General features: G+C 47.9%; 12 protein-coding genes and 1 pseudogene. 7 read left to right on the top strand and 6 right to left on the bottom strand.

All coding sequences use genetic code 11. The features are described 5' to 3' along the window. Positions 1-46: 46 nt before the first annotated feature. Genes H3001_RS08170 through fucP form a run of 3 tightly spaced genes read left to right on the top strand, consistent with a single transcriptional unit; the run spans position 47 to position 3,377 of the window. Positions 47-685: a class II aldolase/adducin family protein gene (locus H3001_RS08170; protein ID WP_178245592.1), complete on the top strand. Its 639-nt coding sequence runs from the start codon at positions 47-49 to the stop codon at positions 683-685. Beyond that, positions 682-2,031 carry a rhamnulokinase gene (locus H3001_RS08165; RefSeq protein WP_181214659.1) on the top strand — a complete coding sequence of 450 codons (1,350 nt, stop codon included), beginning with the start codon at positions 682-684 and terminating at the stop codon, positions 2,029-2,031. The genes H3001_RS08170 and H3001_RS08165 overlap by 4 nt, the downstream gene beginning before the upstream one ends. 29 nt (positions 2,032-2,060) lie before the next feature. After that, positions 2,061-3,377 (top strand): L-fucose:H+ symporter permease, encoded by a 1,317-nt coding sequence (fucP, locus tag H3001_RS08160; RefSeq protein ID WP_394367798.1) that lies wholly within the window; start codon positions 2,061-2,063, stop codon positions 3,375-3,377. Between the two features lie 153 nt (positions 3,378-3,530). Here fucP and H3001_RS08155 read toward each other — a convergent pair whose 3' ends face one another. Then, entirely contained in the window at positions 3,531-4,580 is a 1,050-nt protein-coding gene (locus H3001_RS08155; RefSeq protein WP_178245598.1) for a hypothetical protein, read from the bottom strand. A 453-nt stretch (positions 4,581-5,033) separates the two neighbouring features. Here H3001_RS08155 and H3001_RS08150 point away from each other — a divergent pair, with 453 nt between their 5' ends. The 3 genes and pseudogenes from H3001_RS08150 (at position 5,034) to H3001_RS08140 (ending at position 11,032) form a co-directional block, all read left to right on the top strand. Then, positions 5,034-6,608, top strand: a complete 1,575-nt coding sequence (locus tag H3001_RS08150) for an arylsulfatase (RefSeq protein WP_181214657.1) — start codon at positions 5,034-5,036, stop codon at positions 6,606-6,608. A gap of 128 nt (positions 6,609-6,736) precedes the next feature. Then, positions 6,737-8,302, top strand: a pseudogene (locus H3001_RS08145) (sulfatase). Positions 8,303-8,344: 42 nt separating this feature from the next. Continuing rightward, positions 8,345-11,032: a glycoside hydrolase family 2 TIM barrel-domain containing protein gene (locus H3001_RS08140; RefSeq protein WP_181214656.1), complete on the top strand. Its 2,688-nt coding sequence runs from the start codon at positions 8,345-8,347 to the stop codon at positions 11,030-11,032. Between the two features lie 79 nt (positions 11,033-11,111). Here the strand turns inward: H3001_RS08140 and metH are convergent, their stop codons facing one another. From metH to H3001_RS08115, 5 genes are all read right to left on the bottom strand, one after another. Next, positions 11,112-13,859, bottom strand: coding sequence for a methionine synthase (gene metH / locus H3001_RS08135; protein ID WP_181214655.1), 2,748 nt, complete (start codon positions 13,857-13,859; stop codon positions 11,112-11,114). A gap of 97 nt (positions 13,860-13,956) precedes the next feature. After that, positions 13,957-14,415, bottom strand: a complete 459-nt coding sequence (gene smpB / locus H3001_RS08130) for an SsrA-binding protein (RefSeq protein WP_178245606.1) — start codon at positions 14,413-14,415, stop codon at positions 13,957-13,959. Continuing rightward, positions 14,415-14,984: a Yip1 family protein gene (locus H3001_RS08125; protein ID WP_178245608.1), complete on the bottom strand. Its 570-nt coding sequence runs from the start codon at positions 14,982-14,984 to the stop codon at positions 14,415-14,417. The genes smpB and H3001_RS08125 overlap by 1 nt, the downstream gene beginning before the upstream one ends. A 168-nt stretch (positions 14,985-15,152) precedes the next feature. After that, entirely contained in the window at positions 15,153-15,983 is an 831-nt protein-coding gene (locus tag H3001_RS08120) for a hypothetical protein (RefSeq protein ID WP_178245610.1), read from the bottom strand. A 93-nt stretch (positions 15,984-16,076) separates the two neighbouring features. Further along, entirely contained in the window at positions 16,077-16,589 is a 513-nt protein-coding gene (locus tag H3001_RS08115; protein ID WP_181214665.1) for a DMP19 family protein, read from the bottom strand. 283 nt (positions 16,590-16,872) lie between these two features. Between H3001_RS08115 and H3001_RS08110 the strand changes: the two genes are divergently transcribed. Then, a complete protein-coding gene (locus H3001_RS08110) occupies positions 16,873-17,574 on the top strand; it encodes an iron-sulfur cluster assembly scaffold protein (RefSeq protein ID WP_007561052.1) in 702 nt (233 codons plus the stop codon). Positions 17,575-17,589 lie beyond the last annotated feature (15 nt).

Below are 17,589 nucleotides of genomic sequence, written 5' to 3'. Positions count from 1 at the left end.
CGTAAAGAGAGATTTCACCAATGTAAAACCTTATTGAAAATCAATTATGATTACAGACGAACATATCGAACAGTTTATTGCACAGGCACACCGGGTAGGTGATGCCGGACTTACGCTCTGCAGCAGCGGCAATCTGTCCTGGCGCATCGGAGAAAACGCCCTCGTTTCGGGCACAGGCTCATGGGTGCCTACGCTTTCGAAAGAAAAAGTGGCTGTCTGCAAGATTGAGACCGGAGAAGTGCTGAACGGAGTCAGACCTTCAATGGAAAGCGGTTTCCATCTGGGAATCTTCCGGGAGAGACCGGATGTGAACGTGGTACTGCATTTCCAGTCGTGTTACGCAACAGCCGTGGCCTGCATGAAGCAGGTTCCCGCAGACTTCAACGTCACGGCCGAAATTCCCTGCCACGTAGGCAGTGAGATTCCGGTAATCCCCTATTTCCGTCCAGGTTCACCCGAACTGGCATCCCATGTCATTCAGGCCATGAAGAACCACAACTCAGCACTGCTCCAGAAGCATGGACAAGTAGTGTGCGGAAAAAATTTCGACGAAGTCTTTGAAAGAGCCACTTTCTTCGAAATGGCATGCCGCATCATCGTACTTTCCGGCGGAGAGTATCAGACCCTGAGCAAGGCGGAGATTGAAGATCTGGAAACTTACATACTAGGGAAGAAAGCGAAATGACAGAGACATATTTAGCGATAGACTTTGGAGGAGGTAGCGGCAGAGTAATTGCCGGCTACCTTTCCGAAGGTAAACTGGAACTGGATACAGTTTACCGTTTTCCCAACCGGCAGATCAGGATGGGAAAACACATTTACTGGGATTTTCCGGCACTGTTCGAGGAAATGAAATCAGGAATCCGGATGGCCGTTGAGAAGGGATACCGGATAAAAAGCATCGGTATTGATACCTGGGGAGTAGACTTCGGACTGATCGACCGCCAGGGCAACCTGATCGGTAATCCGGTCTGCTACCGCGACAGCCGTACACAGGGAATGCCGGAAGAAGTTTTCGCACGACTGGATATCCGGAAGCATTATGCCGGTACCGGCATTCAGATCATGCCCATCAATACCCTGTTCCAGCTATATGCCATGAAAAAAGAAGGCAATCCACAGCTGGACATAGCGGATAGACTGCTGTTCATGCCCGATCTTTTCAGTTATTTCCTCACGGGAACAGCCAACAACGAATACAGCATTGCTTCTACTTCCGAGCTGATGGATGCCAAGGCCAAGAACTGGGACTTTGAGCTGATCCGGGAACTGGGACTGCCGGAACATCTGTTCGGAGAAATCGTCATGCCGGGAACGTCCCGTGGAACCCTGAAACCGGAAATCATGCAGGAGACCGGTATCGATTATGAGGTACAGGTCATGGCAGTTGCATCGCACGATACCGCCAGTGCCGTCTATGCCATCCAGGATGCACACACCGACAGTACAAAAGCCTTTTTAAGTTCAGGCACCTGGTCGCTGCTGGGCACCCTGCAGGAAGACCCGATACTGACGGAAGAGGCGCGACAGGCCGGTTTTACCAATGAAGGAGGAGCCGATGGCAAAATCTGTTTCCTGCAGAACATCACCGGACTGTGGATTCTTCAGCAACTGATGGCATTATGGAAAGAAAAAGGAATCTGTACGGATTATGGGTATCTGCTGCAGCAGGCAGCTGCGAGCAATATCCCGACGGTAATCGACGTAGACGACCCGATGTTCCAGAATCCCTCCAACATGGAAGTGGCCATCTCGGAATACTGCACCGCCCATCACCTTCCTTTCCCCACTTCGGAAGGAGAGTTTGTAAGATGCATCGTACAATCGTTAGCCCACCGATACCGGAAAGGTATTATGCAGTTGAACGGACTGCTGCCTCATCCGGTAACCACCTTGCACATTCTGGGAGGAGGCAGTCAGAACCAGCTGCTGAACAGGCTGACGGAAGAGATTGCAGGAGTCAAGGTAGAAACAGGTCCTGTAGAAGCCACCGCCATCGGAAATATAAAAATGCAAATGAACCATACCTGAGGAGTACACTACTCTGATACTATAAACACATGAATATGAAAAAAAAAGATTCGATTATCGGTAAAGACGGTAGCAGTTTCCTTATCCCCTTTATATTGATTACTGCATGCTTTGCCCTGTGGGGGTTTGCCAATGACATTACCAACCCCATGGTAAAGGCTTTCTCCAAAATATTCCGCATGAGTGTAACCGATGGAGCCTTGGTACAGGTAGCCTTCTACGGAGGATATTTCGCCATGGCCTTTCCGGCTGCCATATTTATCAGAAAATATACTTACAAAGCAGGAGTACTGATGGGACTGGGGCTGTACGCACTGGGCGCCCTGCTCTTTTTCCCTGCAAAGGTTACAGGAAGTTATTATCCTTTTCTGCTGGCCTATTTCGTGATGACCTGCGGACTGTCATTTCTGGAAACCAGCTGTAACCCGTATATCCTGTCAATGGGTACGGAAGAGACTGCAACCCGCCGGCTCAACCTGGCACAGGCATTCAACCCGATCGGTTCGTTACTGGGTATGTACGTGGCGATGCATTTCATTCAGAACCGGCTTAATCCCCTGAGCACGGTAGCACGAAGCCAGCTTACCCAGAGCGAATTCGAACAGGTACGCGATGCCGACCTTTCGGTACTGATCACTCCCTACCTGCTGATCGGACTGATTATCCTGGTCATGCTGCTGGTAATCCGTATGACCAAGATGCCACACAATGGCGACCAGACTCACAATATCGATTTCCTCCCTACGCTGAAGCGCATTTTTTCCATCCCTCACTACCGGGAAGGAGTCATTGCACAGTTCTTTTATGTCGGCGCACAAATCATGTGCTGGACCTTTATCATTCAATACGGTACCCGCCTGTTTGTCTCACAGGGTATGGCAGAGATAGACGCCGAAGTACTTTCACAGAAATACAATATCATTGCTATGATTATTTTCTGCGCAAGCCGGTTCATCTGTACCTTCATTCTGGGATATTTCCGTCCGGGCACCTTACTGAAGACGCTGGCAATAGGAGCCTGTGTGCTGACCTGTGGCGTCATTTTCATTGACGGAATCGGAGGGTTGTACTGCCTGGTAGGCATATCGGCCTGCATGTCACTGATGTTCCCCACTATCTACGGAATAGCCTTGAACAAACTGGGAGACGATGCAAAATTCGGGGCAGCAGGATTAATCATGGCCATTCTGGGAGGTTCTGTATTACCCCCGCTTCAGGCAGCAATCATTGACTGTAAGGTAATCCTCGGAATGCCGGCTGTCAATGTATCCTTTATCCTGCCACTTGTCTGCTTTATCGTAATAGCGATATACGGACAACGGATTATGTCAAAAAGAAGTATGTAGAACCACTCATAATACTCCAGTCGGTCTGAGTAAAACAGACCGATAAATAAAAAGAGCCGGGAAAATGGAAGCACTGAGTTTCCACTTTTCCGGCTCTTTCCGATATTTCTTACCGACTGTTCAGAAATAGACAGTCAGATATTCCCCTTATTCTTACAGGACACGGCATTCGATTACCTCATCCACATAGCCTTCGCTGTCCTTTATCTTCAGGATAATCACTTTTTCTGTCAGTTTGGTTACCTCCATCACTTCTGTCTCATATCCATCCGACCAGGTCATCTCATGAGTAGCATTGTTATAAGTGTAAGTGAATTCATCGGCAAATCCATCTTCCTCGTAAGTCATCTTTCCATCCGCACTGAAAGTCAGTCTGATCATGTCTTCACCCTCTCCGAAGGTGCTCCAGGTCTTGCCATAAAGCAATGACGCATCTCCCACGGTATCCGGTTCGTCCAGGATACGGAAAGATGGGAAATAATCATAAGGAGCTGTCAGAGAACGTTCGATACATACATCCTTTGTCAAAGAAACAATTTCCCAAGAAGGCCACCACTCATTATTTTCCCAAATGTTCACGATGTCATTGGCATATGAGTATTTGTATTTTTCACCTTTTTCTCCCAACTGGTCGTACAAATACACAGAGTCGTTGGTATATTCTGTCCATACCACACCGGCAAAGCCCCATTTTCCAACCAACAGGCTCTTGTCACCTACAGGAGGCAGGTCTCCTCCATCTTCTCCCTTAGACGACTTAAAGTTGACTTTTTCTCCGTCTTCATCAACGAGTACCAGACTGTCTTCTGTCAGGCTGACTACAGAGAAAGACATCACCTCTTCTCCCAGATTGATGACCAGATCTCCATCGGAAGCGTCGTAAGTATAGGTAAACGGATAGCTTACGAGAGCCCGGGAAGCCCGGCTGTAACGGTTTCGTGAATCAGCAAGAGAAGAACGGTGAATACGCGACAGACCAGACAAAGATGCAGACAAAGAATAGTCATCACTGTCATCCGTGGTCCACAGTCCGGTTCCATCCGGATTGAATGTCAAAGAGGTATCATCGCCCAGATACCAAGTCTTGAACAAAGCAGAAGGAGCTTCCACTTCATTATTGTCACTTTCACAGGAAATGAATCCCAGGCAAAAAATCATTGCCATGACAACCAGCGGCATTACTGCCAAATTAATCTTTTTCATAATAATGCTTATACTTTATATAGTTAGTTAAAAAATGTCTGACTTATTAAGTACACCTACTTTTCCCTGTCTATACCAGACATATTCTTTTTCCCTCTATACAAAAGTACTTATTCACTGACTAAGACACAACCAGGCTGTCGCATACAACGGACTATCCGGATTCTATCACATACTATAGCGACTAAAACAGGACTATCCGTCCGTTTTTATTTCTCCTCCTGCCACAAATACGATGCCTCCAGACACCATGGTTTTCCCGTTTTTCCCAGTTGCATGGCCATAAGACCTGATTCCCCCACCTGCCATTCATGACCGAGACTGCGATTTCAAAAAAACAGAAATTATTGAAAATTTTTCATAAACTAGCCTTTATTATTAATGCATAAGAACTTATGCAATGAATTATCCATAAAAAATCACTACCTTTATTCCCCGTTAAAAAATATATTTATGAATCGCTTATTATATCAAGGAATAGCTTGTATGAGTCTGTTGGCTGCTTCTGCCGCACAGGCACAGTCAGAAAAGACTCCCAATATCGTACTGATCCTGTGTGACGACATGGGATTTTCGGACATCGGCTGTTATGGCAGCGAAATAAAGACCCCCCACATTGACCAGCTGGCTGCTGACGGAGTACGGTTCAGCCAATTCAAGAACACCGGTCGAAGTTGCCCCAGCCGTGCAGCCCTGCTCACCGGAAGGTACTCACATGAAGCAGGTATGGGATGGATGGCAGAAGTAGACGAACACCGCCCGGGGTACAGAGGACAGATTGACAAGGAATATCCGACCATTGCCGAAGTCCTGAAATCCGGAGGATACAGTACCTACATGAGCGGAAAATGGCACGTCACCACTACAGGAGCCTACGATGCTCCAAACGGCAGCTATCCCGTACAGAGAGGTTTCGACAAATATTACGGCTGCCTTCACGGCGGAGGCAGTTACTACAAGCCGTCACCCTTATATAATAACCTGGAAAAAATAACAGACCTTCCGGACGATTATTATTACACCCAAGCTATCTCCGATTCAGCCGTAAGCTTCATCGAAAAACATGACAGCCGTAAGCCGATGTTTCTTTATGTGGCGCACTACGCCCCTCACCTGCCCTTACAGGCCCCTCAAAAATACGTGGACAAATGCATCGAAAGGTATAAGGCAGGATATGATGTGCTGCGTAAAAAACGATTTGAAAAACAGCAGCAGCTGGGCATCGTACCTGCAGGGATGGAATTGCCCATATTCGACAGGGAATTTGGAGGCAAACGGCCAGCCTGGGAAGAACTGACCAAAGAACAGCAGGAGAAATGGATCAATGACATGGCCACTTATGCTGCCATGATTGAAATAATGGATGAAGGCGTCGGAAAAATCATGGATGCCGTCAAGGCAAAGGGTATCTACGAAAATACCGTATTTATCTTCCTGAGCGACAACGGAGCGACAGAAGAAGGCGGATACATCGGACAGCTGATGTCGGATTTATCCAATACTCCCTATCGCAGCTACAAGCAGTGGGTCTATCAAGGCGGAACGAGCACCCCGTTCATACTTACCTATGGCAGTGGAAAAAAACAGCCGATGAAAGGAAAGATATGCCATCAGCCTGCACACCTCATCGACATATTGCCTACCTGTATGGCCATCGGCAAGACCGGATATCCGGCACATTTTGCCCACGCCGATCTGGAGGGAAGAAATCTTATACCGGCCTCCGAAGGCAAACCGCTGGAAAAGCGTACCCTGTATTTCGAGCACCAAAGTTCGTGTGCCATTATCGACGGCTCATGGAAACTGGTCAGAGCCAGCCGGAACACACCGTGGGAATTAATTAACCTGGAAACCGATCCGTTTGAGACCTGCGATCTCTCCCACCAATATCCGGAAAAGGTAGAAGAACTTGAGACCAAATGGATTGAATGGGCCAATACCCACAAGGTATTCCCGCTTGAAAACAAGCCATGGACCGAAAGAATTAATTTCTACAAAGCCAAGAACCCTGACCAGAGCGGAAAATAACCACCCTTAATACCCAACCGACCGGATTGTCCGGCATCTTGCAGATAGAGAGGCAACCGTCTCGGCTACAGGCAATCGCATGCCGGACCCGAACACCGGTCACAGACCTTTTATAAACCATCAATATCATGAAAAAGACATTTTTTTCTTTTATTTCCTGCAGTATGATGACTGCAACCCTTACTACGGCTCAGACGACAAGACCCAACATCATCATGTTCCTGGTAGACGACATGGGATGGCAGGATACTTCCGTACCCTTCAACGGGGATGAGGTATCGGCACTGAACCACCGGTATCACACTTCCAACATGGAAAGACTGGCCAAGTTCGGCGTGAAATTTACCCAAGCCTATTCCTGTGCCATATCCTCTCCTACGCGATGCAGTCTGATGTCGGGCATGAACGCATCGCATCACAGGGTTACCAACTGGACACTGGAACTCGACCAGAAAACCGATGCTCCCAGTGAATCCCTGCTGCTGCCGGAATGGAACTACAATGGAATACAGCCCGAAAGTACACGGGGCCAGATACCTCACTCAACGGCCATTACTCCCCTTCCTCAGATTCTGAAAGACAACGGCTACTGGACCATCCACTGCGGAAAAGCGCATTTCGGAGCCCGGACCACCCCCGGAGCCGATCCGTCGAACATGGGTTTTGATGTAAACATCGCAGGAGGCGCCAATGGGGCTCCCGGAAGCTATCTGGGAACCCGCAACTTCGGAGAAGGCTCAAGATTTGCAGTCGGCGGACTCGAAAAATATCACGGACAAGATATTTTCCTGACCTAAGCCCTGACCCAGGAAGCCATTAAGGAAATGAAAAAGGCTGTGGCAGACCAGGCACCTTTCTACTTATATATGTCACATTATGCAGTACATACCCCTATTGAAGATGACAAACGTTTCAGCGACAATTACAGAGGGAAATACGATGCTCAGCTACAGGCTGCTTTGGGTGAAAAGGAAGCCAAATACGCCGCGCTGGTAGAAGGTATGGACAAAAGCCTGGGAGATATTCTGGATTACCTTCAGACGACTCCCCGTCTTGCCGAAAATACCATTATCCTGTTTATGTCGGACAATGGAGGACTGGCATTGGACTACTGCCGGGAAGGAGTTCCAAACAGAGATCCCAATTATCCGGCCAGAGGCGGTAAAGGGTCGGCTTTCATGGGCGGAGTCAGAGAGCCGATGATGGTATATTGGCCCGGCGTAACCCAACCGGGAAGCAGTTGCAGCGAAAAGGTCATCATCGAAGACTTCTTCCCGACCATTATTGAAATGGCCGGAATAAAAGATTACCCAACTCTTCAGACCATCGACGGAAAAAGTTTCGTGGAATGCCTGAGAACTCCTCAGCACATTTCTCCGGAAAAATCCGTGGTATGGCATTTTCCTAACTTATGGGGAGAGACGCAGGACATAGCGGAAGGTTATGGGGCTTACTCCTCTATCCTGAAAGGAGACTACCACCTTATTTATCACTGGGAAAACGGACAGGTCAGATTGTACGACGTAAAAAATGACATTTCCGAACAGACAGACCTGTCTCAAAAAATGCCGGAAAAGGTAAAAAGCCTGTCCCGGGAATTGTCCAATTACCTGAGGGAGAGAAACGCACAGCGCCCCTCATTGAAATCCACCGGAGAACTCCTGCCGTTCCCCGATGAGCGGTACGGGAAATAAAGCATATTACTAATACCTAAACCTAATATCATTAACCTGTTCATGAAAAGAAAAACGTTATTCGAAATCAAAATCTTCTTATGCTGCCTGTTTGTTTACATGGTAAGTGGAATGCATGCGGCAACTACACATCAGCCGGAATACTCTACTGCCGGATTTTTTCAGTTGGAAAACACGGGAAGAACTGTTTACAGCATGAATCCGGCCTGGCGTTTCCATAAGGGAAGTGCCGAAGGAGCAGAAGCGCCCGGATACGAAGACAGCAGCTGGACCCTTGTCTCTCTGCCCGACGGCACAGAGATACTCCCGACCGAAGCCAGCGGATGCATCAACTACCAGGGCGAAGTGTGGTACCGGAAACATTTCATTCCTGAAGAAAACTGGAAAAACAAGCAGCTGTTTCTCCATTTCGAAGCAATCATGGGAAAGTCAAAGGTATGGATTAACGGAAAGCTGGTGAAAGAACATTTCGGAGGTTTCCTTCCGGTCATTGCAGACATCACTCCTTATCTCAATTACGGAAAAGACAATGTAATTACCGTATGGGCCGACAACAGCGACGACCCGAGTTATCCTCCCGGAAAGCCTCAGGACATGCTGGACTTTGCTTACTTTGGCGGAATATACAGAGACTGCTGGCTGATTGCACACAATCATGTATTCATTACCGACCCCAACTATGAGGACCAGAAGGCAGGAGGAGGCCTCTTCCTGTCTTTCGGAGAAATTTCGGAAAGCAAGGCCGAGCTGAACCTTCATCTCCAGGTCAGAAACACCTCCGGAAAAAGTTTCTCCGGAAAAGTCGTTTACGAACTGTACGACAAAGACAGACAACTGGTAGCGAGTTGCGACAAGTCCCTTTCTGTTCGGAACGGGAAAGCCTCATCCACCACTTCTTCATTATCCGTACTCCGACCGGTGCTTTGGGAACCGGACAATCCGTATCTGTACCAGTTGCACGTACTGATCAAAGACAAGGACGGACAGACGGTCGACGGCTACCGCCAGCGGGTAGGCATCCGAAGCATTGAATTCAAAGGAAAAGACGGCTTCTGGTTGAACGGAAAGCCTTATCCGGAACCACTGATAGGTGCCAACCGCCATCAGGACTTTGCCACTGTCGGAAATGCACTTTCCAACAGCCTGCACTGGAGAGATGCCAAAAAACTGAGAGATGCCGGTCTGAGAATCATACGGAATGCACACTATCCGCAAGATCCTGCCTTCATGGATGCCTGCGACGAACTGGGACTGTTTGTCATTGTCAACACGCCGGGATGGCAGTTCTGGAACAACGAACCGATATTTGCACAACGTGTATACAGCGATATCCGCAACATGGTGAGAAGAGACAGAAATCATCCTTCGGTATGGCTGTGGGAACCCATCTTAAATGAGACCTGGTATCCGGAAGACTTTGCCAAGAATGTAGTAGATATCCTCCAAGAGGAATACCCCTATCCGTACTGTTATGCCGGATGCGATGCGACGGCCAAAGGGCACGAATATTTCCCTGTACAATTCACTCACCCTCTTAATGGAGGCGGAGGAGCATTCAACACAAAAGACCTCTCTCCCGACGTAGCATACTTTACCCGGGAGTGGGGAGACAACGTAGACGACTGGAACTCACACAACTCCCCCAGCCGTGTCAGCCGTGCCTGGGGAGAAGTCCCCATGCTGGTACAAGCCGGAGGCTATGCCAAGACCGACTATACATATACCTGCTACGATGCCCTCTACCGGACTTCCAGACAACACATGGGCGGTTGTCTCTGGCATTCCTTTGACCATCAGAGAGGATACCATCCCGACCCGTTCTACGGAGGAATCATGGATGCCTTCCGTCAGCCCAAGCTGTCATATTATATGTTCTGTGCACAGCGTCCGGCCAAGGAAAATCAGCACCTGATGGCAGATAGCGGACCGATGGTATATATTGCACATGCCATGACGCCTTTCTCTCCAAAGGATGTGACCGTGTACAGCAATTGCGATGAAGTCAGACTGACCTTCTGTAAAGACGGAAAGCCACTGACCTACCGCAAGGACAAAGCAGAAAAAGGAATGCCTTCGCCCGTCATTGTTTTTGAAAATGTGTGGGATGTGATGTATGACAAAAAACTTGCCAGAGGAAACAAACACGAAGATTCATATCTTTTGGCAGAAGGTATCATAGACGGAAAGGTAGTGGCTACGCATAAGGTCATGCCGGCAAGAAGGCCGTCGAAACTGATTCTCTGGGCAGACAACGAAAATGTGACCATGACCGCAGACGGCTCAGACCTTGTCACGGTAATCGCGGCCGTTGCCGATGAAAACGGCAATATCAAACGGTTGAACAACTACCATATCCAGTTTGAGATAGAAGGCCCCGGCACACTGGTAGCCGACAAGACCACCTTCACCAATCCGCGGCGTACGGAATGGGGTACAGCTCCGGTACTGGTACGCGCAACGGCCCAGACGGGGGAAATCAAGGTACGCGCCTCCCTCATCTGGCAGGGAAAACACACTCCGGTTTCAGGCGAACTCGTGCTTCCGGTACGAAAAGCCGACCATCCTCTGATAGCTCATCCCAAGGAACTGGAACAAATCGGAAAAGTATCCACACCGGTCCGGTTTGAAGAAACCTCTGCCGACCAGAAGAAGCGAATCGAATCCTTAATGCAGGAAATCAACCGGCTGAAACTGAAAGAAGTCGAACGACAGCAAAGCGACTTTGAATAAACCCACAGAGGCTGTCCCCGTCACCGGAGACAGCCTCTGTCATATATAAGTCTATCTAAAATTCTTCAGACGATTCTTCTCAATCCCACAAGTTCAGACGATTCTTGCGAGCCTCTTCCATGGAAACCGTCTGTACCTTACGTACCGCATTCTTCTCTCTCAGTTCGTGGTACTCCCGGTCCAGTTCATCCGCAAAAACCGCACGCAAATCCGGATTCATCAGACGGGCAGCTACATGGGCATTCTGTGACGCATCCTTCATATACACCACCGGAGCGTGGTATACGGGAGCAATCTTCAAAGCCGTATGCAGTTTCGATGTAGTAGCACCTCCAATCAGTACCGGAATATCCAGCCCGGCCCGTTCCATTTCCGTCACCACATGCACCATCTCTTCCAGGGAAGGCGTAATCAGTCCACTGAGTCCCACGATATCCACCTTCTCCCGAATAGCCGTCTCCACGATACGGTCGGCCGGTACCATGACACCCAAATCGATAATCTCATAACCGTTGCAGGCCATCACTACCCCGACAATGTTTTTACCGATATCATGTACATCTCCCTTCACCGTAGCCAGGAGGACTTTTCCGGCAGAAGCCTTTCCTTCTTCCTTCTCGGCTTCAATATAAGGCTGCAGCACCGCTACGGCCTTTTTCATGGTACGTGCAGTCTTTACCACCTGCGGCAGGAACATCTTACCCGCTCCAAACAAGTCGCCGACATGATTCATGCCTGCCATCAAAGGACCTTCGATAATGCTCACAGCATTCGGATAACGCTCCAGTGCCTCATGCAAGTCCTCGTCCAGATAATCTCCCAGTCCTTTAACCAATGCATACTGCAGACGTTCCTCTACCGTCGTACCTTCACGCCACGACAAATGCGAAGTAGCAGCAGCTCCGGCTCCCTTCGACTCCTTGTCAGCTTTCAACTGCTCAGCCACCTCAATCAGACGTTCGGCCGCATCACTACGGCGGTTCAATACCACATCCTCAATCCGCTCGAGCACATCTGCAGGAATATCGGTATACAATACCGAAGCAGCCGGATTGACGATGCCCATATCCATACCTTCACGGATGGCATGATAAAGGAAAACCGCATGCATTGCCTCACGGATATAATTATTTCCACGGAAAGAGAAAGAAAGGTTGCTTACCCCTCCGCTTACGTGAGCTCCCAGCAAATTCCGACGAATCCATCCGGTAGCCTTGATAAAATCGACGGCATAGTTATTATGCTCCTCTATTCCGGTAGCCACCGCCAGCACATTCGGGTCGAAAATGATGTCCTGCGGACGGAAACCGACCTTTTCCGTCAGAATCCGATAGGCACGTGAGCAAATCTCGATCTTCCGCTCATACGTATCCGCCTGTCCCCGCTCATCAAAAGCCATGACAATGACAGCCGTTCCGTAACGCTTTACCTTCCGGGCATGCTCCACAAAGAGCTCCTCCCCTTCTTTCAAAGAAATGGAGTTGACAATGCATTTTCCCTGTACGCACTTCAGTCCCGCTTCAATGACCTCCCATTTCGAAGAGTCGATCATCACCGGTACACGGGCTATATCCGGTTCGGAAGCAATCAGGTTCAGGAAAACCGTCATTTCCTGTACCGCATCCAGCAATCCGTCATCCATATTCACATCAATGACCAGCGCCCCGTCTTCTACCTGCTGGCGTGCAATGGTCAGCGCCTCTTCGTATTTCTTTTCGTTGATCAGACGCAAGAACTTACGGGAACCAGCCACATTACAACGCTCACCCACATTTACAAAATTAATTTCCGGAGTAAACTCCATCAGTTCCAGTCCCGACAACCACAGGTTTTCGGAAGGAGCAGCCGGACAATGCGGACGTGCCCCCTTTATCAGTTCCTGATAGCGTGCAATATAAGCTTCGGTCGTACCACAGCATCCGCCGATGATATTTACCAGCCCTTCGTCAATATATTCCTTAACCTCGGCAGCCATCTCTTCCGGCGACTGGTCATACAGTCCCATGCTGTTCGGCAATCCGGCATTCGGATACGCACTGATGTAATAAGGCGCACGACGGGCCAGCTGTTCCAGGAAGGGTTTCAACTGTTTGGCACCAAAAGAACAGTTCAAGCCTACAGAGAAAATATCCGCATGCTGTACCGACGCCAGGAAAGCCTCCAGGGTCTGTCCCGACAACGTACGTCCGGCCACATCCGAAACCGTTACCGAAAGCATCAAAGGCACCTTTCTGCCCATTTTCTCCATGGACTTTTCGGCCGCACATATGGCCGCTTTGGCATTCAGCGTATCAAAAATGGTCTCAATCAGAAGAGTATCCACGCCACCTTCCAGCAAAGCCTCCATCTGTTCGGAATAAGCCTCCTCCAGTTCATCAAACGTCAGTGCCCGGAACGCAGGATTATTCACGTCCGGACTCATGGAACAAGTCTTGTTGGTAGGACCTACCGCTCCGGCCACAAAGCGCGGCTTCTCAGGATTCATCGCCGTATATTCATCAGCAATCTTCCTTGCCAAACGTGCGGCCGCCAGATTAATTTCCCGGCAATACGGCTGCATGTGATAATCGGCCATCGATACCGAAGTGGCATTGAAGGTATTCGTTTCTATGATATCAGCCCCCGCCTCCAGATATTTGCGGTGAATTTCCTCCACCACGTCCGGACGCGTCAGACAAAGCATATCATTGTTACCTCTCATCTGTCCGGGAATCTCCTTGAAACGCTCTCCCCGGAAATCCTCTTCCGACAGATTATATTGTTGTATCATCGTTCCCATTGCTCCGTCGAGCACCAGGATACGTTTTTGTATCAGTTCTTGTAGCATAAAAAACACGCTTTCTCTATCACGCACTAAAATTTCCAAACTCTCTCAATCGCCTGCTTCCGGACCTCCCGTCCGGCACGCAGACTCCAACGCCTCTCTAGCGTTTGAACATACGGTCCATCATGCGCTTGTCGTCCTTTTCCTTCAGCGCCTCCCGTTTATCGTACTGCTTCTTACCTTTTGCCAGTGCAATCACCACCTTTGCCAGTCCCTTCTCATTAATGAACAGACGGGTCGGAACGATCGTGAATCCCGTTTCCCGGATTCCCCGTTCCAGCTTACGCAATTCCTTCTTGTTCAGCAACAACTTCCGGTCTCTACGGGCCAGGTGATTATTGTACGAACCATAGAAATACTCTGCAATATGCATGTTTTTCACCCAAAGTTCCCCTTTGGCAAAATAGCAGAACGTATCGACCAAGCTGGCTTTACCCAAACGTATGGACTTGATCTCAGTACCCGTCAGCACGATTCCAGCCGTATAGGTATCGATAAACTCATAGTCGAACGAAGCCCGCTTGTTCTTGATGTTAATCTGGTTATTACTTGTTTTCATCAGTTCAAAATCACGGATAATCTGTTAAACAAAAACTCAATGACGGCCGGACAGACCAAAATCGTCAGCGTAGCCAACACCGTCCATACCGTTTGCTTATCCTCACTCACTTTGAGCAGCCGTCGTCCTCCTTCATATACTACCACAAACGTATAGATCTGAAGTATCCAGTGCAGCAGCGCAATCGACAACAGTCCGCTGACAATATCCAGGACCAGCGTCACCACCATCGAATAGCCCACAAAAGTCAGCATCACATCCGGATCGACACGCTGTCTCAGCCAGCGCATATGCAGACGTCCCATCAGATAGGCAGCCAGGAAAAAGCCTCCGAACAATGCCACTGCAACCGCACAACACTGTGTAAGCGCTACCTGAAAGACATCGGCATTCATCCCTTTTCCCACAAATGCCCCGATAAAAGTAGACAGCCCGCACAAACCGATCAGCGGATAAACAAATGCAGGTGCCACCTCCTTGAATCTTCCGCGTTCGGCAATTTCATCCCACGCCTTACCCGGAGCCGAAAGCAAGGCAACCACCTGCTGAAACAAATCTTTGTAATTCAATGTTATTCAATTTTTAATTGGTTATACAATCAGACAGAATGCAAATGTACAAAAAAAGAACAATACCTATTATATATTATCCCTCAATAAACGACAAACCGGATAAAAGAACGTTTTCACATTCCCTTATCCGGTCTGCACGGCATTTCAGCCTTAAAAAACAATATCTTACTGTTCCTGATACAACTGATAAGATCTGGCTACGATATTCTTTTCTTCAGGTTTCACAGTCGGCTTGTCATTCTTGGAATCTTCAAACTCCATTCTGATCCACTTAACCTTCTTCTGCTGGTCTTCATCAAGTATGCCATATACCGGATTCAGAGAAGCATACATATAAGAATAACGTGTATCGGCTACAGTCTGTGTATATGTCTTAGCATATTCTTCTGCATCGTCCACACCGTCTACGGTATAAGTCAGTTTCAGTTTCAGAGAATCACCATCTTCCGACAGCATTTTTTCAGGATCAAACGTAATGTTAAAATGATGCTTGCTCAGCTCATTCTTCAATTCAGTCTGGTCGCTCAGATCCACATCCTTGTTGATCGGGAAGATGATCGGTAAAATCAAGTATTCGTTCTTACCCCATACAGTACCTCTCGTATAACCGTCGTCCACCAGATTCAGCGCAGCAGTTAATGTCTGAGGATCTGGAACAGTACTTGCCTCACCGTTAATTCTCAATCCCTTCAGGAAAGACGGTTCGCCCAGCAATGTAATGTCATAAGAACTGGTCTGTGCATTGAATGTACTGGTATCAAACTGCATAGGAACCACCGCAAAATCACTTTCCTTGTTGATCAGCGTAGTTGAAACCGGTTTATACTTAATACCGTATGCATCTACAAAATACGTTTCAATACCCAGGTAATCTGTTTCAGCCTTCAAAATAAGAGACAACTGCTGAGTTGTGTTTACATCCCCGTTCAGGCAAGAGGAGAATCCCATCATTGCCATCAGTGCCGCAGCACACACTGCCAACTTAATTCTTTTCATGTACTTTACTTCTTTTATATATATTTTATTTTAAGGATAAAATGCAAAAAAGAGTCAAATACTGCATGTAAAAAAACATTTTTTCTTATAATTTTACTTTTCTATCTCTGCAAACAACTCCAAATGCTCATCCACATACTCAGCCACCTGTGCCGTAACCATTTCCTCCATATCCATATAAGCCTCCTCCAGGTCGTCGAAAGCCTCATACTGCTCATACATTGCCATAAACTCTTCCTCCGAACACTCCTTTTCCAGATCGGCCTTATGGGCATCGTAGATTTTCCGGGCCTCGTAAATCAGCTTCGAAAACTCCTTCGCACCAAACAGACGCATTGCCTTGGCAAACGGATTCTCAAAAATATAAGGACCGTACCCGTTCTGGATCAGTTGCACAAATCCTCCCTCCAGGACTTCCTCCCTGAAAATATGATATCCCATCAGCGTATGCTGGTAACCGTTCAGCAACGGCATGGTATCAGCATTGATCACTCCTCCGGTTACCTCCAAGTATTTGTCGGTAAAGACCTTCAGAAATTCATCCATTCCGGCTTCCGCACCCTGGCGAAGCGCCTCATCGGTTACAACTATCCGTTTTTCGTCCATCGTCATACTAAAAAATTGCTACCCAACAACAGGTATTCGGTTGATAAATAAATTGTACCACAAAGATAACGGTTTCTTTTATAAACAAAAAACATTTTGTCATGCAGAGGTTACAAAACAACGGATTTGAAAAAAAATATCATTAAAATGTAAGAAAAAGTTTGGTCGGGTTCGTTGCATAACTAAATAAAACAACTAACTTTGCGTTTGGATTACGGAAGAAATTCCCTAATTCGTGGTTTACGAAATACTTATTTTTTATTACCAATAAAACGTAAAGAATATGACTTATTCACACGAAGTTGAACACATGTGTGTTGTAAAAAAAGGACCTAACCACGGTCCAGCTCCAATTCCTGAAGAAGGAAAATGGGTTAAATCAAAAGAAATCAAAGACATTTCAGGTTTGACTCACGGTATTGGTTGGTGTGCTCCTCAGCAGGGTGCTTGTAAACTGACTCTGAACGTTAAGGAAGGTGTTATCCAGGAAGCATTGGTTGAAACTATCGGTTGCTCTGGTATGACTCACTCAGCTGCTATGGCATCTGAAATCCTGCCGGGAAAAACCATCTTGGAAGCATTGAACACTGACTTGGTGTGCGACGCTATCAATACAGCTATGCGTGAACTGTTCTTGCAGATTGTGTACGGACGTACTCAGTCAGCTTTCTCAGAAGGCGGTCTGATGATCGGTGCAGGTCTGGAAGACTTGGGTAAAGGTCTGCGCAGCCAGGTAGGTACTCTGTACGGTACTTTGGCAAAAGGTCCTCGTTACCTGGAAATGGCTGAAGGCTATATCAAAACTATCGCTCTTGACAAGAACGACGAAATCTGCGGATACGAATTCGTTCACCTGGGCAAGTTCATGGATGAGATCAAGAAAGGCACTGACGCAAACGAAGCTTTGAAGAAAGTAACAGGTACTTACGGACGCTTCACAGCAGAACAAGGTGCAGTTAAACATATTGACCCACGTCACGAATAATATAAGGAGGAAAGA

The organism is Phocaeicola faecicola, assembly GCF_013618865.1.
Lineage (GTDB): Bacteria > Bacteroidota > Bacteroidia > Bacteroidales > Bacteroidaceae > Phocaeicola > Phocaeicola faecicola.
This window is presented reverse-complemented; position numbering and strand designations above follow the sequence as displayed.